Consider the following 17,732-nt stretch of genomic DNA (forward strand, 5'->3'; position numbering starts at 1 on the left):
AGGCGGCGGCGGAGCAGGGCAAAGCGCGTATGCGTATAATTCAGGGCTTCGCCCATCTCTGGATCATGACCGGCCATGCAGGAAAAGTATCAACCCGCGGACGTGGAAGTCGCCGCTCAGGAATTCTGGAACAGCAGCGGTGCGGCGCGTGCCGTCGAGGACCCGGGTCGGCGCAAATACTACTGTCTGTCGATGTTCCCTTATCCCTCGGGCAAGCTGCACATGGGGCACGTGCGCAACTACACGATCGGCGACGTGCTCGCGCGCTTCCATCAGATGCTCGGTTACAACGTTCTGCAGCCGATGGGTTGGGACGCCTTCGGCATGCCGGCAGAGAACGCGGCGATCCAGAACAACGTGCCGCCGGCGCAATGGACCTACGCCAATATCGACTACATGCGGACCCAGCTCAAGCGCCTGGGCTTCGCCATCGACTGGGAGCGCGAAATCGCCACCTGCCGGCCGGCGTACTACCGCTGGGAGCAGTGGCTGTTCACCCGCCTCTACGAGAAGGGCCTGATCTATCAACGGCTGGGAACGGTCAACTGGGACCCGGTTGACCAGACCGTGCTGGCCAATGAGCAGGTCATCGACGGTCGCGGCTGGCGTTCGGGGGCGCTGATCGAGAAGCGCGAGATCCCGATGTATTACATGAAGATCACCGCCTACGCCGAAGAACTGCTGGCCGACCTCGACAAGCTGGAGGGTTGGCCCGAGCAGGTCCGGCTGATGCAGAAAAACTGGATCGGCAAGAGCACCGGGGTGCGCTTCGCCTTTCCCTACCAGCTCGATGGCGAGCCCGGCCAGTTGTGGGTGTTCACCACCCGTGCCGACACGATCATGGGCGTCACCTTCTGCGCCGTTGCTGCCGAGCATCCGCTGGCCAGCTACGCGGCGGCGCGCAACCCGAGCGTGGCGGCTTTCGTCGAGGAATGCAAGCACGGCGGCGTCGCCGAAGCGGACCTCGCGACGATGGAGAAGAAGGGGCTGCCGACCGGCATCTTCGTCACCCATCCGCTGAGCGGTGAGCAGATCGAGGTCTGGATCGGCAACTATGTGCTGATGGGCTACGGCGACGGCGCGGTGATGGCGGTGCCGGCGCACGACGAACGCGATTTCGCCTTCGCCAGGAAGTATGGCCTGCCGATCCGGCAGGTGATCGCGGTCGACGGTGAAGCGTTCTCGCTGGACGCGTGGCAGGAGTGGTACGCCGACAAGCAGCGGGGCGTCTGCGTCAATTCCGGTCCATACGACGGTCTGACCAGCGCAGCGGCCGTTGATGCGATTGCTGCCGACCTGGCTGTCAAGGGTTTGGGCGGCAAGAAGGTCCAGTTCCGTCTGCGCGACTGGGGAATTTCCCGGCAGCGCTATTGGGGCTGCCCGATCCCGATCATTCACTGTGCCAGCTGCGGCGACGTGCCGGTGCCGGACCAGGATCTGCCGGTCGTTCTGCCAGAGGACGTCACCATCACCGGTGCCGGTTCGCCGCTCGCCCGCATGCCCGAGTTCTACGAAACCAGCTGCCCCCGCTGTGGTGGCAGGGCGAAGCGTGAAACCGATACGATGGACACCTTCGTCGAGTCCTCGTGGTATTTCCTGCGCTATTGCTGCCCGGACAACGAGCGCGCGATGGTTGACCAGCGGGTGGCCTACTGGTGCCAGGGTGGCATCGACCAGTACATTGGCGGCATCGAACACGCCATCCTGCACCTGCTCTACTCGCGTTTCTGGACCAAGCTGATGCGTGACGTCGGCCTGTTTGGCGATCACCTGCTGGGCGAGCCGTTCGCCAATCTGCTGACGCAGGGCATGGTCGTCGCGCCGACTTTCTACCGCGAGGACAGTCACGGCAAGAAGCAGTGGATCAATCCGGCCGAGGTCGATGCCGTGCATGACGAACGCGGTCGCGCCAGTGGCGCGAGCCTGCGCGCCGATGGCTTGCCGGTGGTCGTCGGCGGCATCGAGAAGATGTCCAAATCGAAGAACAACGGCGTTGATCCGCAGGCGTTGATCGATCAGTACGGTGCCGACACGGCGCGCCTGTTCATCATGTTCGCCAGTCCGCCGGACCAGTCGCTCGAGTGGTCCGATGCCGGCGTCGAGGGGGCTTTCCGCTTCCTCAAGCGACTCTGGCGCATCGTTCATGAGCACGTCTCGGCGGGTCTCGTCGCGCCGACCACGGACGCGGTGTTGTCGGCGGAATTGAAGGCCTTGCGTCGGCAGTTGCATCAGACGATAGCGAAGGTCGCCGATGATTATGGTCGGCGCAAGCAGTTCAATACGGCGATCGCCGCGGTGATGGAGCTGCTCAACACCCATGGCCGGATCGTCGACGACTCGGCGGCCGCTCGTGCGGTCAGGCAGGAGACGCTGGAGGCGGTGACGCTGATGCTCAACCCGATCGTTCCGCACATCTGCGAAGCACTCTACGCGGCGCTCAGGCCAGGCCACACGGCCACCGGCCAGGCCTTTCCGCAGTCCGATGCGAGCGCGCTGGTGCAGGACGAAATCGAGCTCGTATTGCAGATCAACGGCAAGCTGCGCGGCAGCCTGCGGGTGCCGGCAGGTGCCGACCGGGCGACCATCGAAGCCGCCGCACTGGCCTGCGAAGCGGCGTCCAGGCATCTGGCCGGTGCCGCGCCCAAGAAGCTGGTCGTCGTTCCCGGCCGCCTGGTGAACATTGTTGCCTGAGATTTCGAGGAAAAGCATCATGCGTGCTGCGCTGCGGTCGATCTGGCTGGTCCCTGCCCTGGCGCTGCTCGCCGCTTGCGGCTTTCAGTTGCGGGGTGCCTACACCCTGCCTTTCGAAAGCCTGTACATTGCTGTGCCCGACTATTCGGTGGTCGGTGCGCACCTCAAGCGCGCCATCCGCGCCTCGGGGTCCACGCGGCTGGCGTTGACGGCGAGCGACGCGCAGGCCACCTTTTTGCCCGGCGCCGAGTATCGTGACCGGGTGGTCCTCTCGGTTTCGGGTACCGGCCGAGTCAGCGAACTGCGTCTCCGTTACCTCTTTTCCTACCGGTTGACCGACGACAAGGGCCGCGATCTGGTGGCGCCGGGTAGCGTCGAACTGATCCGTGATCTGACTTACGACGACTCCAACGTGCTTGCCAAGCAGCAGGAGGAAACACTGCTCTGGCGTGATATGGAGAGTGATCTGGTGCAGCAGTTGATGCGCCGGCTGGCGGCTGCCAAACCGGTGTTTCAGGCCGCTGCCGAATAGCGAACAGGGTCGCTGGCGATGCAGATCAAGGGTGAACAGCTCGCAGCGCATCTCGAACGCGAGCTGCAGGCGGTCTACCTGGTCTATGGCGACGAACCGCTGCTGGTCATCGAAGCTGCCGACGCGATTCGCGCGGCCGCCCGCCGTCGCGGTTTCGACGAGCGCGAAGTGCTCACCGCGATCGCCGGCTTCAACTGGAACGATCTCTATCATGCAGCTGGCAGCCGGTCGCTGTTCGGTGGGCGCACGCTGATCGACCTGCGCGTGCCGAGCGGCAAGCCTGGGCGTGAAGGCAGCGCGGCGCTGCAGGCGTATTGCACGCGCCCGTCGCCGGATTCGCTGCTGCTGGTGAGTATGACCGGCGTCGACTGGCGGGAGGAAAAGGCTGCCTGGATGAGTGCCATGCTCGCTGCCGGTGCAGTCGTCAAGCTGGTGTCGCCAGGTCTGGCCCAACTGCCGGCCTGGATTGCCGGCCGCCTCGGTCGTCAGCAGCAAAGCGCCAGCGCGGACGGCCTGCTCTTCATTGCCGAGCGTGTCGAGGGAAATCTGCTCGCCGCACATCAGGAGATTCTCAAGCTTGGCGTGCTTTACGCGGAGGGCGCTCTGAGCGTCGAGCAGATACGCAACGCCGTGCTCAATGTCGCCCGTTATGACCTCGACGGTCTACGCGAAGCGCTGCTTGCCGGCGACGTGGCGCGCCTGATGCGCACCCTTGACGGTCTGCAGCAGGAGGGGGAGGCGCCGCTATTGGTTCTCTGGGCGATGACCGAAGACCTGCGCGCCCTGGCGCAGATCAGGCTGGGGCTGGCCAGACGCCAGCCGCTGGATGCGCTGCTCAAGGAGGCGCGGGTATGGGGAGCGCGTCAGACGCTGATCAGGCGCGCCTTGCAGCGGCTCGATGGGCAGCGGGCGGAGGCGGCGCTGGCGCATGCTGCGGCCATCGACCGGATGATCAAGGGGGTGGTTGACGGTGACCCCTGGGATGAGTTCCGGCAACTGGGGCTGCAGATCGCGGCTGCCTGAACCGGTGCTGGTCAGGCCGGGCGCCGGTTCAGGAACTGGCGGTGTCCGGGTCGGCTGCCGGCGCGTCGGGAGCCAGATGCTCCCAGAGACAACCGGCCTTTTCGCCACGCACGTCGTTCAGGCCACGGCTGTTCTTGGCTTGCACCAGGCACTCACCCTCACAATCTTCGCCGACGACCACCAGGCGCAGTTCGCTATCGACCCTTCGCTCGCCGTCCCAGTAACTGCAGGTGGCACAAACCTTCACTTCAGCGGGCAGGATCAGTTTTTTCATGGTCGGCAAAGGTAATAGGCAGGATCAGGCTAAGAGTGTGTTTTTTTCCAGAGGTTCCGTTGACGCTCGCGCACCGTCGGTGACTATAATCGGGCTTTCAGCAGCGCCGGGCAAGTCTCATGGACATCGAGCAGTACATGCAAACCGTCGGCAGGAACGCGCGCGAGGCGTCGCGCCTCATCGCCCGCGCCGACAGCCATGCCAAGAACAGCGCCTTGCGCGCCGTCGCGGCGGCGATCCGGCGGGAGAACGACGCGCTGGTTGCCGCCAATCAGGATGATCTTGCCGCGGCGCGTGCTGCCGGTCTCGAACCGGCTCTGCTCGATCGCCTGACGCTTTCAGCGAAGGGCGTGGCGGCGATGGCCGAGGGCGTCGAGCAGGTCGCCGCCTTGCCCGACCCGGTCGGCGAGATCAGCGACCTCAAGTTCCGGCCGAGTGGCATCCAGGTCGGCCGGATGCGCGTACCGCTCGGGGTGATCGGGATCATTTACGAGGCCCGCCCGAACGTCACCGCCGACGCCGCCGCCCTGTGCCTGAAGTCGGGCAACGCCTCGATCCTGCGCGGCGGCTCCGAAGCGATCCGTTGCAACCAGGCGATCGCGGCGCTGGTCCAGGAGGGACTGGCCGGCGCCGGCTTGCCGGCCAATGCCGTACAGGTGATCGGGACCACCGACCGCGCGGCCGTCGGGCACCTGATCAGGATGCGCGAGTTTGTCGACGTGATCGTGCCGCGTGGCGGCAAGGGGCTGATCTCGCGATTGCTGGCCGAGGCGCGCGTGCCGATGATCCAGCACCTCGATGGCAACTGCCACGTGTACGTCGATGACGCGGCCGATGGCGAGAAAGCACTGCGGATCGTTGAGAACGCCAAGACACAGCGCTACGGCACCTGCAACACGGCCGAGTCGCTGTTGCTGGCACGCTCCGTTGTCGCCCGCCTGCTGCCGCCGATCGCCGCGATGCTGACGCAGAAGGGCGTCGAGATACGAGGCTGTCCCGAGACCGTCAGCTGGGTCAAGGAGGCGAAGGCCGCGAGCGAAGAAGACTACGCCACCGAGTTTCTGGCGCCGATCATTTCGCTCAAGGTGGTAGCCGGACTTGATCAGGCGATCGAGCATATCAATCAGTACGGGTCGCATCACACCGACGCCATCGTCACCGAGAATTACACGTCGGCGCTGCGCTTCCTGCGCGAAGTCGATTCGGCCTCGGTGATGGTGAACGTCTCGACCCGTTTCGCGGATGGTTTCGAGTACGGTCTCGGTGCCGAAATCGGCATCTCGACCGACAAGATTCACGCGCGCGGCCCGGTCGGTCTGGAAGGGCTGACCAGCCAGAAGTGGATCGTTTTGGGCAACGGCGAGGTGCGCCGCTAGCCGTTGCCGGTTTCTCCAGATTCATCAAAGCAGCTTGACCCAAAAAGCAAAGGAGATTGTATGAAGCGCTTGCTGATGGCGGCCGTTGCCGCCCTGTCCCTCAATCTGGCGGCGGCTGTCGAAGTGGCCGGTGTGAAGTTCGACGACAAGATCCACGTCGGCACTGGCGACCTGGTGGTCAATGGTGCCGGTTTGCGCAAGAAAGCGGTCTTCAAGGTCTATGCGATCGCTCTCTACCTGCCCGAGAGGCGCGGCGACGCCGATGCGGTGCTGGCGGCCAAGGGGAGCAAGCGGATTGCGATCAGTCTGTTGCGCGACCTCTCGGCGCAGCAGTTCGTCGAAGCGCTGCAGGAAGGGGTGGCCAACAACCATTCGGAAGCTGAAATGGTGGGGCTCAAGGATCGCCTGAAGCAGTTTTCCGACACGCTGCTTGCCGCCGGTGAGCCCAAGACCGGTACCAGTGTCGTCATCGACTGGCTGCCGGAGAGCGGCACACGACTAACCATCAACGGCCAGGTCAAGGGCAAGGACATCGCCGGCGAGGATTTCTACAAGGCGCTGCTGAAGATCTGGCTCGGCAACAAGCCGGTGCAGGATGACCTCAAGCAGGCGCTGCTTGGCAAGGCATCCTGAGGGCTGCTGCCGGCCGTGATGCGCCCGCTGGCCGAGCCCGCCGCGACCGACTACCAGGCGGTGGTCGCTGCTGCCGGTTTCAGTCTCGGCGTGCGCTGCGACGAGGACGAAATCCACCGGATCGATTTCCTGCCGCCGACGGCCGAAGTCGCTCCGCGCAATGCCCTGGCGGCGGAAGCGGCGCGTCAGATCGGCGCTTACCTGGCGGACGCCGAATTTGCTTTCAGCTTGCCTCTGCGACCATCGGGGACACCGTTCCAGCGCCGCGTCTGGCAGCAGATCGCGGCCATCCCGACGCACCAGACGCGCAGCTACGGCGACATTGCCAGGGCCTTGCACAATGCCCCGCGGGCGGTCGGCCAGGCCTGTGGCGCGAATCCCTTCCCGGTCGTCGTTCCCTGCCATCGGGTCCTGGCGGCAGCTGGCGGACTCGGCGGATTCGCACGGCACAGGGCGGGCTTTCTGCTCGATGTCAAGCGCTGGTTGCTGGCGCATGAAGGTCGCTGAGCCCGACCCCGCCGATCTCGCCGAGATCGATTCCTTCTGCGACACGTTGTGGCTGGAAGACGGCCTGGCCAGGGCGTCGCTGGCGAGCTATCGCAGCGACCTGCTACAACTGGCGACTTGGCTCGGCGAGCAGCAACTCGGCAGCCTGTGCCGCATTGATGAGGCCACCCTGCTGCGTTTCGTCGCCACTCTCGCGCAAACGCTACGCGCGTCGTCGCAGGCCCGCTACCTGTCGACCCTGCGCCGCTTCTACCGGTACCAGTTGGCGCATGGCGGGCGGAGCAGCGACCCGACGCTGAAGATCGCCATGCCGGCGAGGCCCTCGCGACTGCCGAAAGTGATTTCCGAAGCCCAGGTCGAGCGCCTGCTCGCCGCGCCCCAGGTCGAAACGATGCTCGGGCAGCGTGACCGGGCGATGCTCGAAACGCTCTACGCCACCGGCCTGCGGGTGACCGAGCTGGTCGGGCTCAGGCTGCACGAATTGAATCTTGACATGGGCGTCGTGCGCATTTTCGGCAAGGGCGGCAAGGAGCGGCTGGTGCCGCTGGGCGAGGAGGCGCGTGACTGGCTGCGACGCTATCTGACTGACGGTCGGCCGGCGTTGCTCGAAGGACGCCAGAGCGACGACCTGTTCGTCACCGGTCGCGGCTCGGCGATGACCCGGCAGGCTTTCTGGCAGCTGATCAAACGTTATGCGCTGCAGGCGGAAATGGATCCCGCCCGCCTGTCACCGCACGTGCTGCGCCACGCTTTTGCCACCCACCTGCTCAACCATGGCGCCGATCTGCGCGTCGTCCAGCTCCTGCTTGGCCATTCGGACATCTCGACGACCCAGATCTACACCCACGTCGCGCGCGAGCGGCTCAAGGTTCTGCATGCCCAGCACCATCCGCGTGGCTGACGACGGCCTGCTTCGCTGGGCGCCGACTTGCCAGGGCTTTCCTCTCAGCGGTTGAGGTAGCGCAGGACGCCCGGCGTCGCTGGCTGGCCCTGCATCCGTCGCGACTGATCGTCGCCGGTGGCGTCGATTTCTAGCAACGTGATGCTGCCGAAAGCGAGCGGCAGCTGGCTCCAATCGCCGATCGGCAACTGCAGCCAGTAGCCGAGCAGGGCACGGATGGCGCCGGCGTGGGTGACCAGCGCGACGCAGTCTCCGCGCAGACCGCGGACGCAGTCGACGACGCGCGCCTGCAGTGCGGCCGCCGATTCACCGCCCGGCGGGGCGAAGTGCAGGATATCGGCCGCCCAGGCATCGAGCAGGCGGCGGTCGATCTGGTCCCAGGGCCGGCCCTCCCAGGCGCCGAAATCGATCTCCAGCAGCCGGCGGTCGCATCGCGCCTGCGGCTGCAAGGCCTCGGCCAGGCCGCGTGCGCGTTGCAGGGGGCTGGCAATCACCGGCGTGTCGGCGGGCAACAGCGGCCTCAGACGCTCGGCGATCGGCTGTGGATCTTCGGCTTCGACGTCGAGCTGGCCATAGCAGATACCGGCGGCCAGCAGCGGGCGCGGGTGGCGGATCAGGAAAAGTTGCACAGCAGTCCGCAGTAGAACGCCACTTCGGAGAGCTGCTGCGTGGCGCCGAGGCAATCGCCGGTATAGCCGCCGATCTGCTGCCGGAACAGACGCGCCAGCCAGAGTGTGGCCAGTGCGGCAAACAGGCTGCCGAGCAGCGCCGCGAGCGGCGGCAGCAGCAGCAGCGGCAGCAGGGCGGTCAACCCGGCAAAGCCGAGTTCGCCCCAACTGATGCGCGTCGCCAGCGGCTTCGCCTTGCCTTCGTCGCGCACATAGTCCAGGCCGCGCAATAGCGTCGTCGCCGCGAAGCGGGAGAGCGTGTGACCGGCCAGCAGGGCCAGCGGAATCGCCAGCCGGTCGAGCTCGATCAGTGCGCAGAAGCGGGCGAGCAGCAGCATGACCAGCGCGACGGCGCCGAAGCTGCCGATGCGCGAGTCCTTCATGATCGTCAGGATCTGCGCCTTGTCCCAGCCACCGCCGAAACCGTCGACCATGTCGCTCCAGCCGTCTTCGTGAAATGCACCGGTCAGATAGAGCGAGCTGGCCATTGCCGCCAGCACTGCCAGCGTCGTCGGCCAGACGCAGGAAGCGAGGACGAAGACCAGCGCGGCGATGGCGCCGATCAGCAGTCCGACGGCGGGAAAGTAGCGCGTCGCCCGATCGAGCGCCTCGCTGCTGTGACCCACCCAGGCCGGGACCGGCAGCCGCGTGAAAAAGCGCAGCGCGCCGAAGAAGTATTCGAGTTCGCGTTTAAGCATCGGCTGGCCGCTGGCAGGAAAAGCCCAGGCCCAACACGCTTGGCCGGCCTAGCGGTGGCCGGGGCAGGCGGTGCCGCCGAAAAGCGGACTGACCTGTCGCAGCTGTGGCGAAAGTCGCTCCGGCTGGTGGCGGGCAGGACCTGAATGGCGACTGGCGGCGGCTTGCGCTGGCGGTGGGCATCTCTCGGCGTATGTCTGGAATTGAGTGCGATGGTATCCCGATATGCCGCCTGCCGGCCATAGCCGCTTGTTTGGCACTGCCCACCGGCGCGGTTGACGTTATCATCCGGCGTGGCGGCGGGCGGGAAACGCTCCGTCCGTCGCCCCGTGCAGCAGCCACTTCCTTTGCCCTGAAGATTGAAAACAATGATCCAGCATTTTCCCGAGGCCGGCGCCGCCCTGCTCCGACGCGTCGGTGGGCAAAAATTCCACACCGTCCTCGTGGATCCGCCGTGGCAGTTCCAGAACCGCACTGGCAAGATGGCGCCCGAGCACAAGCGCCTGAATCGCTACGCGACGATGACGCTGGACGACATCCTGGCGCTGCCGGTGGCACAGGTTGTCGAAGATCCGGCACACCTCTACCTGTGGGTGCCGAACGCGCTGCTGCCGGAAGGGCTGCGGGTCCTCGCCGCTTGGGGTTTCGAATACAAGAGCAACATCGTCTGGCACAAGATCCGCAAGGACGGCGGGCCGGACGGGCGCGGGGTCGGCTTCTATTTCCGCAACACGACCGAACTGGTCCTTTTCGGTGTCCGGGGAAAGAACGCCCGCACGCTCGCTCCCGGCCGCCGCCAGGTCAATATCATCAAGAGCCGCAAACGCGAGCATTCTCGCAAGCCCGACGATGCCTACGATTTGATCGAGTCGTGCTCGTCCGGCCCTTTTCTCGAGATGTTCGCCCGCGGCTCGCGTGCTGGCTGGATGAGCTGGGGCCACCAGGCCGACGACTACTCGCCCGACTGGCCAACCTATGCCCACCACTCGCAGGCTGAAACCGACGATGCTCCGACCACGGGGTGAGGCGGCGGCCGCCGGCCCGGTAGCCTGGCCTGGCTCGATTGCCCTCACCATTCGGTACGGACATCCAGGCCTGGTCTCGCTCGGCAATCTGCGTGTGTGAGTGGCGCTTGCCGGGCGTCAAAAGCGAGATCTTGGCAAAACCATTCGACTCCGGCGCTTCCGGTTGCTATTCTGATCGACGCAACGCCTTTCACATCCTTACACTGGAGCACTCAAATTGGGCAAGAAGCTTTACATTGGCAACCTCGCTTACACCGTCGGCAAGAGCGAGCTCGAACAGATGTTCGCCGCGCACGGTACCGTCGTCTCCGCGCAAGTGATCACCGACCGCGAAACCGGACGCTCGAAGGGCTTCGGTTTTGTCGAAATGGGCTCCGATCAGGAGGCGCAAGCGGCCATTGGCGCACTTGCCGGCAAGAGCCTGGATGGCCGCAGCCTGACCGTGAACGAAGCCCGGCCGCAGGAAGGCCGAAGTGGTGGTGGTGGTGGTGGCGGCTTTGGCGGTCCCCGTCGTAGTGGCCCTGGTGGCGGTGGCGGTGGTGGTGGTGGCGGTCGCGGCCGCTATTGATGTGAGCGGTGGCCGGCATCCCGCGACGCTTGCCTGAATGATGCGACCCCTGCGAACCCCCAACCGGTTTGGCCGCTGCTGCGGCAATGAGAGGACATAACTTGGTAAAACCAAACTATCAGTTCGAAAAGCGTCAGCGAGAGCTTGAGAAAAAAAGGAAGCAGGAGGAGAAGCGCCTGCGCGACCTCGCGGCGAAGAATGCGCCGGACAGTGGTTCGGCAGACTCGGTTGGCGGCCCGGAGTTACCTGAAGCGGAAAACCCGGGCACGAACAGCTGAGTGAGACGACAGATCGGGCGTCGTGCCGGTGGGTACGACGCCCGAGATGTAAGGTCATCGACTTCCTGCAACAAAAAGCCCCCTTGCGGGGGCTTTTTCAGTTCTCCAGGTGACGCGCCTGCCTACATGCGGGCGATCATTGCGTCGCCGAACTCGGAGCAGGACACCTCGGTCGCGCCTTCCATCAGACGCGCGAAGTCGTAGGTCACGACCTTGTCACCGATCGCCGCTTCCATGGACGAGACGATCAGGTCGGCGGCTTCGATCCAGCCCAGGTGACGCAGCATCATCTCGGCCGAGAGGATCAGCGAACCGGGATTGACCTTGTCGAGGCCGGCGTACTTCGGTGCGGTTCCGTGGGTCGCTTCGAAGCAGGCGTAGAGGTCCGAGATGTTGGCGCCGGGCGCGATCCCGATACCACCGACCTGTGCTGCCAGCGCGTCGGAGATGTAGTCGCCGTTGAGGTTGGTCGTGCAGATCACGTCGTATTCCGCGGGACGCAGCAGGATCTGCTGCAGGAAGGCGTCGGCGATCGAGTCCTTGATGACGATGCCGTTCGGCAGCTTGAGCCACGGTCCGCCGTCGATCTCGACGCCACCAAATTCGTTCTTGGCCAGCGCGTAGGACCAGTCACGGAAGGCACCCTCGGTGAACTTCATGATGTTGCCCTTGTGCACGATGGTCACCGAGCGGCGCTTGTTGGCGATTGCGTACTTGATCGCGGCCCGCACCAGGCGCTCGGTGCCGTCCTTCGAAATCGGCTTGATGCCGATGCCGGAGGTGGCCGGGAAACGAATCTTCTTGACCCCCATTTCGTCCTGCAGGAACTTGATGACCTTGTTGCAACCGTCGGAACCAGCTTCCCACTCGATGCCGGCGTAGATGTCCTCGGTGTTCTCGCGGAAGATCACCATGTTGGTTTTTGACGGGTCCTTGAGCGGCGAGGGTACGCCACGGAAGTACTGGATCGGACGGACGCACTGGTAGAGATCGAGTTCCTGACGCAGGGCGACATTCAACGAACGGATGCCACCACCGACCGGCGTCGTCATTGGCCCTTTGATCGAAACCGAGTATTCCTTCAGCGTGTCGAGCGTTTCGGCCGACAGCCACACGTCTGAACCGTACATCTGCGTGGATTTTTCGCCGGCATAGACTTCCATCCAGTGAATCTTCCTGGCGCCTCCGTAGGCCTTGGCAACCGCGGCGTCGACGACCTTGATCATCACCGGTGTAATGTCGATACCGATACCGTCACCTTCGATGAACGGGATGATCGGGTTATCCGGGATGGTTTGCCCCGGAACGATTTTCTGGCCGCCTTGCGGGACTTTGATCAGACTTGCGCTCATGCCAACTCCATATAGTGTGGTTTGGTGGTATCCGATTCGGGTGCCAGCACCGGTGCCTTGCCGCTCACGGCGGTCGCTCGGAAGCTGCAGATCGGACGATGCTGCATTCGTGGGCACGAGGGATCTGTCTGAAGCAAATTCGCCTGCGGCACCACGCGTAATTATGTCGCAAATACAGGCGGGCTGCCAGCACATTCAGTACCGCGCAAGGGTCTCGAATGGCTGCCTGGAAAAGGCCGCTGTGGCTTGCTGCGGTGCGGCAGGCCGAATGCTACAATCCTGCCACCCCAGACCATCAGGCTTGCTCCATGGATATTTCGACTGTTGCAAACGTGCTTGCCCAACGCATTGCCGAGGCGATGATCGATGGCTTCAATCGGCACTATCGACTGATTCGGTCCTATGGCCAGCAAGCGAAGCTGCTGTTCGAGGCGGCTGACTGGAGGGGTGTCCATGACGCCGTGCGTGAGCGCATCCGTTCCTACGACGAAAGGGTCAGCGAAACCGCCGAGCTGTTGTGCGCCAACTTCGCTGCCGCTTCGCTCGACGATGCGACCTGGCAGCAGCTCAAGCTGTTCTACATCGGGCAACTGATCAACCACAAGCAGCCTGAACTCGCCGAGACCTTTTTCAACTCGGTTTGCTCGAAGATCCTGCACCGGACGTACTTCAACAACGACTATATCTTTGCCCGTCCAGCCGTATCGACCGCCTACATCCAGTCTTACCCGCCGACCTACCGCAGCTACTACCCAGCGCAGCGCGGCCTGCGCAACACGATCCGGCAGATCGTCGTCGATTTCGACTGGCAACGCCGCTTCGAGGATCTCGACCGGGACGTGGATTACGTCATGCGCACGGCGGAAAGGCGGGTTGGCAAGTGGCCAGCAGCCGAGGCCAACGCCCAGATCCAGGTTCTGCACTCGGCTTTCTACCGCAACAAGGGGGCCTACGTTTTTGGCAAGGCGATCAACGGCCACGACGAAGTTCCCTTTGCCATCGCCGTGCTGCACACGCCGGAAGGCAAGCTGGTGCTCGACACGATCCTGCTCGACCGCTGGCTGATCAGCGTGCTGTTCTCGCTGTCGCGTGCCTACTTCATGGTCGATATGGAAGTGCCTTCGGGCTACGTCGACTTCCTGCGCAGCATCATGCCGAACAAGCCGACATCAGAGCTGTACACCATGCTGGGTCTTGGCAAGCAGGGCAAGACGCTGTTCTTCCGTGACCTCAAGCAGCACCTTCGCCATTCCGAGGATCAGTTCATCATTGCCCCGGGGATCGCCGGTCTGGTCATGCTGGTATTCACGCTGCCATCCTATCCCTACGTTTTCAAGCTGATCAAGGATGTCTTCGGTGCTTCGAAGGAAATGGACCGGGCAACGGTCAAGCGGAAATACCTGCTGGTGAAGCAGGTCGACCGGGTCGGCCGCATGGCGGACACGCTTGAGTTCTCGCAGGTGGCGCTGCCCCGCAAGCGCTTCTCGGCTGAACTCCTTGAAGCGCTGCATACCCTGGCGCCATCGCTGCTTGAGGAAGAGGGGGACGATCTGGTGATCAAGCACCTCTACATCGAACGTCGCCTGACGCCACTCAACCTCTATCTCGACTCGGCGACGCCGGAGCAGATCGACCACGCCGTGCTCGAATACGGCAACGCCATCAAGGAACTGGCCTGCGCCAACATTTTTCCGGGCGACATGCTGTGGAAGAACTTCGGCGTCACCCGCTACAACCGGGTCGTGTTCTATGACTACGACGAAATCGAGTACATGACGGACACCCACTTTCGCGTCATCCCGGAAGCGCCGTACCCGGAAATGGAGATGTCGGGCGAGCCCTGGTATTCGGTGGGCCGGCACGATGTCTTTCCGGAGGAGTTTGCCAGCTTCCTGCTGGGCTCGCCGAAGGTGCGCTCGGCCTTCCTCAAGTACCATCGGGCGCTGCTCAACGTGAAGTTCTGGCAGACCGCGCAGGACAATATCCGCGCCGGACACGTCGAGGATTTCTTTCCCTACCCCGAAGATCTGCGTTTCTGCAGGGCGTTTGCCGGCAGCTGAGGTGGCGGCCTTGCCAGGGCTCTTTCTTCAGCTCACCAGAATGGTGTGGAAGTCATTGACGTTGGTCAGCGTCGGTCCGGTGACCAGCAGGCTGTCGATCGCCGAGAAGAAACCGTAGGCGTCGTTGTCGAGCAGTGCGGCGCGCGCATTCAGCCCCAGCGCGGCCGCCCGCGGCAGCGTCTGCGGACCGATCACGGCGCCGGCGTTGTCTTCCGAGCCGTCGATGCCGCCGATGCCTTGCCAGCGCCGACGACCAGCATCCGCCCGGTGCGCTCGCCGGGCAGGTGAGGCGGACGGTAACGGGCCGGGCAGCAGCGGCCGTCGCGGCCGCGCACAGGCTCTTCAGGAAGCGGACTTCCGCGTCGTCAGGCGAGGACCCTCTCCTTCGCGTTGCGAATTGTTGATCGATATCAAAACGTCACGCTGCCGTCTGCGTACGCTTGAGTGTCCAAGATAACCAGTTCCTGAGGACAGCTCATGAGTGCAGCAGATCTGATCCAGTGGTCCGATGAGTTCAGCGTCAACATCCAGGAAATCGACGAGCAGCACAAGGTGCTCGTCGGCCTGCTCAACGAGTTGCACCAGGCGATTCGCGAGCACCACGGCAAGGCGACCTCAAGGGAAATCCTCAACCGTCTGGCGGAATATACACGGACGCACTTTCTGCTCGAAGAGAGCCTGATGCGTCTGACGCACTACCCAGGTCTCGAGATCCACAAGCAACAGCATCAGGACTTGATGCACCAGGTCGAGGCGCTGCAGCACAAGCTCACCAAGGAAGACGTTGCGATCAGTTTTGAGTTGCTGCATTTCCTTCGCAACTGGCTCATCCAGCACATCAACGACAGCGACAAGCGTTTTGGCGCGCACTTCGACAAGGTGGGCCTGGCCGCGTACGCGCACTGGAGCAAGGACGTTGAACGTACGATGAAGAAGAAAAAATGGTGGTGGAAGTTCTGGTAAGCCCGGGCTCAGCGGGCCGTTCCTGGCCGGCTGCTTAGCGCTTCAGCCAGTCCCTCGCCCAGCCCAGGCCGCTCTCGGTATCGGCCAGCGACGGTCGGTACTCACACCCCAGCCAGCCATGGTAACCCAGACGGGCGAGCAGGGCGAACAGGAAGGGGTAGTTGATCTCGCCTGTTCCCGGTTCATGCCGTCCCGGATTGTCGGCCAGCTGGAAGTGCGCAATGCGGGCGATGTGGGTCTCGATGGTGCGCGCCAGATCGCCTTCCATGATCTGCGCATGGTAGATGTCGTACTGCAGCCAGAGGTTGGTCTCGGCCATCTCGGCCAGCAGGGACAGGGCCTTCGCCGGCGTATCCAGCCAGAAGCCGGGGACGTCGACCCGGCTGTTGATCGGCTCGATCAGCAGCCGGATGCCGTTGGCTGCCAGGCGCTGAGCCGCATGCCGGAGGTTGGCCTTGAAGGTCGCCCGGATTTCGCCCTCCGGGACGCCCGCAGGGCGTACGCCGGCAAGGCAGTTCAGTTGCCTGCAGCCGAGCGTGCGGGCGTAGTCGATGGCCTGTTCGACGCCCTCGCGGAACTCGGCCTCTCGCCCGGGCAGGCAGGCGATGCCGCGCTCGCCACCTTCCCAGTCGCCTGCCGGCAGGTTATGCAGAACCTGCACCAAACGGTTCTCACGCAGCAGCCGGACCAGATCGTCGCGGTCGCAGGCGTAGGGAAACATGCACTCGACGCCGCGGAAACCCGCGCCGGCCGCGCGCGCGAAGCGATCCGGAAAGGCGACGTCGGTGAACAGGAAGCTCAGGTTGGCGCTCAGATTCAGAGGCGGGGCGGGCATGCGCAATCCTTCAGCTGGGCCGTCTTCGTGTTCTTCAGTCGCAGCATGTAATCCCTTCAGCGGGCAACCGTCTGCTCGGTCAGTGCTATCAGGCAGTCCCGCGCATCCAGGACCATGATACATCCAGAACGTCGAACCGGTCCTTCATCCCCGCCTTAATGTGTGCGCTTGATGGCAGGAATCCGGGGTACGAGTTGGTTCAGCGGGTCACGTTAGCTTGCGGGGTCGAACCGCCAAAATATTGCGCGACCCCTACCCGCCGCTTCCCAACCCGCATCTTCTTTCATCATCCGGGGCGGCCGCCACTGCAATGACCGTTAGCACCGATCAGAAACAGGGAGTTCGCTCCCTTGAGAGCGAACGGACGCGCACTGAGGCTCAGGCTTTGCTATTTCAGGGGCAATCCACTACGTCCTGCAATCAGCCAGGCTGCATATTCCTTTGGCAATGCTCCGAGTTTTTTCTCAAACAGTTCCAGGTCTTCTTGCTTGAACAAGCCTCTCCACTCCCCGATTCGACCTTTGTAAAACAGCCTCTCGGCTTCCCCCCGGAACAGTTTGGCGGTCCGTGGAATCAATGCCATGCCCTCTTCGCGCATTTTCTCAAAGCTGGCGCTATCAGCCAGTTTCGCAAGAATTGCACGGTCAACCAACACCTCCATGAAATCGGCTATTCTGGCCATTTCCTCAATGAGGTTCTGCTTTAGGTCAGCATAATGAATAAACAGCAAGTTATCCCGGTGCGAAGCTGACGCATAAGTTTTTTCGAAAGCAAAATATGAGAGAAAAGGGGAACCGTCTTCCTGGCCATCAATAGCACCACGCGTAAGCCAGTTATGGAAGAACTCGGCTGGATCCTTCGGAATCTCAGGATAAGGGCGTTGCAGCGTCAAGTCCTGAGCGCCGACTCTGTTCATCGCATCGAGTGACCGATCTGTGTGCGCCAAACAATGGTTATGGTAGGAGAGGCAGACATCCCTGCCATCCCTTGCGACATGGATGTACTTTACCTCGTCAAAAATCGGCAACCCATCTAGTGGCAGATGTGTCTTGATAGATCGCCGATGGGACTGGCGGGCGATCTCGATAGCCAAGGACTCCACTGAGGGACCTGTCCGGCACTCCCACCATGGGAAAACCCCGTCAAGCTCAATCGGCCGTGACGACTGGAATATCAGCAGGCTAACTATGCGCTGAAGCCATGTGGTACCGCTTTTTGGGTAGGTGGCAACTATGACGTCCCCTTTCTTCGGGACATAGCCTGCCCAGCGTCGGCTATCGACAAGCCAAGTTCTATATTCTTTGTTGAGGAGGGAAGGATTTGACATCACGTTGTACACCATACACTTCG

18 protein-coding genes and 1 pseudogene are annotated in these 17,732 nt (G+C 63.3%); 12 read left to right on the forward strand and 7 right to left on the reverse strand.

Annotation, left to right across the window (positions count from 1 at the left end; genetic code table 11):
• Positions 1-75 precede the first annotated feature (75 nt).
• From leuS to holA, 3 genes are read left to right on the forward strand one after another with little or no spacing between them, the layout of a single operon-like run.
• Entirely contained in the window at positions 76-2,691 is a 2,616-nt protein-coding gene (leuS, locus tag V5B44_RS02845) for a leucine--tRNA ligase (protein ID WP_332357589.1), read from the forward strand.
• A 19-nt stretch (positions 2,692-2,710) separates the two neighbouring features.
• On the forward strand, positions 2,711-3,223 hold the full coding sequence (lptE, locus tag V5B44_RS02850) for an LPS assembly lipoprotein LptE (protein WP_332357590.1): 513 nt from the start codon (positions 2,711-2,713) through the stop codon (positions 3,221-3,223).
• A gap of 18 nt (positions 3,224-3,241) precedes the next feature.
• Positions 3,242-4,246, forward strand: coding sequence for a DNA polymerase III subunit delta (gene holA / locus V5B44_RS02855; RefSeq protein WP_332357591.1), 1,005 nt, complete (start codon positions 3,242-3,244; stop codon positions 4,244-4,246).
• A gap of 28 nt (positions 4,247-4,274) precedes the next feature.
• Here holA and V5B44_RS02860 read toward each other — a convergent pair whose 3' ends face one another.
• Positions 4,275-4,520: a hypothetical protein gene (locus tag V5B44_RS02860; protein WP_332357592.1), complete on the reverse strand. Its 246-nt coding sequence runs from the start codon at positions 4,518-4,520 to the stop codon at positions 4,275-4,277.
• A gap of 119 nt (positions 4,521-4,639) precedes the next feature.
• Between V5B44_RS02860 and V5B44_RS02865 the strand changes: the two genes are divergently transcribed.
• Genes V5B44_RS02865 through xerD form a run of 4 tightly spaced genes read left to right on the forward strand, consistent with a single transcriptional unit; the run spans position 4,640 to position 7,937 of the window.
• Positions 4,640-5,896 (forward strand): glutamate-5-semialdehyde dehydrogenase, encoded by a 1,257-nt coding sequence (locus V5B44_RS02865; RefSeq protein ID WP_332357593.1) that lies wholly within the window; start codon positions 4,640-4,642, stop codon positions 5,894-5,896.
• A 60-nt stretch (positions 5,897-5,956) separates the two neighbouring features.
• Positions 5,957-6,529, forward strand: coding sequence for a chalcone isomerase family protein (locus V5B44_RS02870; protein ID WP_332357594.1), 573 nt, complete (start codon positions 5,957-5,959; stop codon positions 6,527-6,529).
• Positions 6,530-6,547: 18 nt separating this feature from the next.
• On the forward strand, positions 6,548-7,036 hold the full coding sequence (locus V5B44_RS02875) for a methylated-DNA--[protein]-cysteine S-methyltransferase (protein WP_332357881.1): 489 nt from the start codon (positions 6,548-6,550) through the stop codon (positions 7,034-7,036).
• The gene (gene xerD, locus V5B44_RS02880; protein WP_332357595.1) at positions 7,023-7,937 is read left to right on the forward strand and encodes a site-specific tyrosine recombinase XerD; all 915 of its coding nucleotides are present in this window, start codon (positions 7,023-7,025) and stop codon (positions 7,935-7,937) included. Before V5B44_RS02875 ends, xerD begins: the two co-directional genes overlap by 14 nt.
• Before the next feature lie 44 nt (positions 7,938-7,981).
• Here xerD and cobC read toward each other — a convergent pair whose 3' ends face one another.
• On the reverse strand, positions 7,982-8,566 hold the full coding sequence (cobC, locus tag V5B44_RS02885) for an alpha-ribazole phosphatase family protein (RefSeq protein WP_332357596.1): 585 nt from the start codon (positions 8,564-8,566) through the stop codon (positions 7,982-7,984).
• Positions 8,551-9,303 carry an adenosylcobinamide-GDP ribazoletransferase gene (locus V5B44_RS02890; protein ID WP_332357597.1) on the reverse strand — a complete coding sequence of 251 codons (753 nt, stop codon included), beginning with the start codon at positions 9,301-9,303 and terminating at the stop codon, positions 8,551-8,553. Before V5B44_RS02890 ends, cobC begins: the two co-directional genes overlap by 16 nt.
• Before the next feature lie 366 nt (positions 9,304-9,669).
• Between V5B44_RS02890 and V5B44_RS02895 the strand changes: the two genes are divergently transcribed.
• From V5B44_RS02895 to V5B44_RS02905, 3 genes are all read left to right on the forward strand, one after another.
• Complete coding sequence (locus V5B44_RS02895) at positions 9,670-10,326, forward strand: MT-A70 family methyltransferase (protein ID WP_332357598.1); 657 nt, start codon at positions 9,670-9,672, stop codon at positions 10,324-10,326.
• Positions 10,327-10,543: 217 nt separating this feature from the next.
• Positions 10,544-10,894 carry an RNA recognition motif domain-containing protein gene (locus V5B44_RS02900; protein ID WP_332357599.1) on the forward strand — a complete coding sequence of 117 codons (351 nt, stop codon included), beginning with the start codon at positions 10,544-10,546 and terminating at the stop codon, positions 10,892-10,894.
• A gap of 101 nt (positions 10,895-10,995) precedes the next feature.
• Positions 10,996-11,172 (forward strand): hypothetical protein, encoded by a 177-nt coding sequence (locus V5B44_RS02905; RefSeq protein WP_332357600.1) that lies wholly within the window; start codon positions 10,996-10,998, stop codon positions 11,170-11,172.
• A gap of 122 nt (positions 11,173-11,294) precedes the next feature.
• Here the strand turns inward: V5B44_RS02905 and icd are convergent, their stop codons facing one another.
• Positions 11,295-12,524: an NADP-dependent isocitrate dehydrogenase gene (gene icd / locus V5B44_RS02910; protein WP_332357601.1), complete on the reverse strand. Its 1,230-nt coding sequence runs from the start codon at positions 12,522-12,524 to the stop codon at positions 11,295-11,297.
• Between the two features lie 308 nt (positions 12,525-12,832).
• On the opposite strand from icd, the gene aceK reads away from it, so the two are divergent.
• Complete coding sequence (aceK, locus tag V5B44_RS02915; RefSeq protein WP_332357602.1) at positions 12,833-14,584, forward strand: bifunctional isocitrate dehydrogenase kinase/phosphatase; 1,752 nt, start codon at positions 12,833-12,835, stop codon at positions 14,582-14,584.
• Positions 14,585-14,611: 27 nt separating this feature from the next.
• Here aceK and V5B44_RS02920 read toward each other — a convergent pair.
• Positions 14,612-14,812, reverse strand: a pseudogene (locus V5B44_RS02920) (MOFRL family protein); the annotation flags it as partial.
• A 249-nt stretch (positions 14,813-15,061) separates the two neighbouring features.
• On the opposite strand from V5B44_RS02920, the gene V5B44_RS02925 reads away from it, so the two are divergent.
• Positions 15,062-15,547 carry a bacteriohemerythrin gene (locus V5B44_RS02925; RefSeq protein ID WP_287693851.1) on the forward strand — a complete coding sequence of 162 codons (486 nt, stop codon included), beginning with the start codon at positions 15,062-15,064 and terminating at the stop codon, positions 15,545-15,547.
• Positions 15,548-15,581: 34 nt separating this feature from the next.
• Here the strand turns inward: V5B44_RS02925 and hyi are convergent, their stop codons facing one another.
• The gene (gene hyi / locus V5B44_RS02930) at positions 15,582-16,382 is read right to left on the reverse strand and encodes a hydroxypyruvate isomerase (RefSeq protein ID WP_332357603.1); all 801 of its coding nucleotides are present in this window, start codon (positions 16,380-16,382) and stop codon (positions 15,582-15,584) included.
• Positions 16,383-16,770: 388 nt separating this feature from the next.
• Positions 16,771-17,724 (reverse strand): sulfotransferase domain-containing protein, encoded by a 954-nt coding sequence (locus V5B44_RS02935; protein ID WP_332357604.1) that lies wholly within the window; start codon positions 17,722-17,724, stop codon positions 16,771-16,773.
• Between the last annotated feature and the right edge of the window lie 8 nt (positions 17,725-17,732).

The organism is Candidatus Accumulibacter necessarius (genome assembly GCF_036625085.1).

What these genes read in the sequence shown, in the direction of transcription:
- leuS (WP_332357589.1), top strand. Translation starts at nt 76, where the DNA reads ATGCAGGAAAAGTATCAACCCGCGGACGTGGAAGTCGCCGCTCAGGAA.
- lptE (WP_332357590.1), top strand. Translation starts at nt 2,711, where the DNA reads ATGCGTGCTGCGCTGCGGTCGATCTGGCTGGTCCCTGCCCTGGCGCTG.
- holA (WP_332357591.1), top strand. Translation starts at nt 3,242, where the DNA reads ATGCAGATCAAGGGTGAACAGCTCGCAGCGCATCTCGAACGCGAGCTG.
- V5B44_RS02860 (WP_332357592.1), bottom strand. Translation starts at nt 4,520, where the DNA reads ATGAAAAAACTGATCCTGCCCGCTGAAGTGAAGGTTTGTGCCACCTGC.
- V5B44_RS02865 (WP_332357593.1), top strand. Translation starts at nt 4,640, where the DNA reads ATGGACATCGAGCAGTACATGCAAACCGTCGGCAGGAACGCGCGCGAG.
- V5B44_RS02870 (WP_332357594.1), top strand. Translation starts at nt 5,957, where the DNA reads ATGAAGCGCTTGCTGATGGCGGCCGTTGCCGCCCTGTCCCTCAATCTG.
- V5B44_RS02875 (WP_332357881.1), top strand. Translation starts at nt 6,548, where the DNA reads ATGCGCCCGCTGGCCGAGCCCGCCGCGACCGACTACCAGGCGGTGGTC.
- xerD (WP_332357595.1), top strand. Translation starts at nt 7,023, where the DNA reads ATGAAGGTCGCTGAGCCCGACCCCGCCGATCTCGCCGAGATCGATTCC.
- V5B44_RS02890 (WP_332357597.1), bottom strand. Translation starts at nt 9,303, where the DNA reads ATGCTTAAACGCGAACTCGAATACTTCTTCGGCGCGCTGCGCTTTTTC.
- V5B44_RS02895 (WP_332357598.1), top strand. Translation starts at nt 9,670, where the DNA reads ATGATCCAGCATTTTCCCGAGGCCGGCGCCGCCCTGCTCCGACGCGTC.
- icd (WP_332357601.1), bottom strand. Translation starts at nt 12,524, where the DNA reads ATGAGCGCAAGTCTGATCAAAGTCCCGCAAGGCGGCCAGAAAATCGTT.
- aceK (WP_332357602.1), top strand. Translation starts at nt 12,833, where the DNA reads ATGGATATTTCGACTGTTGCAAACGTGCTTGCCCAACGCATTGCCGAG.
- V5B44_RS02925 (WP_287693851.1), top strand. Translation starts at nt 15,062, where the DNA reads ATGAGTGCAGCAGATCTGATCCAGTGGTCCGATGAGTTCAGCGTCAAC.
- hyi (WP_332357603.1), bottom strand. Translation starts at nt 16,382, where the DNA reads ATGCCCGCCCCGCCTCTGAATCTGAGCGCCAACCTGAGCTTCCTGTTC.
- V5B44_RS02935 (WP_332357604.1), bottom strand. Translation starts at nt 17,724, where the DNA reads ATGGTGTACAACGTGATGTCAAATCCTTCCCTCCTCAACAAAGAATAT.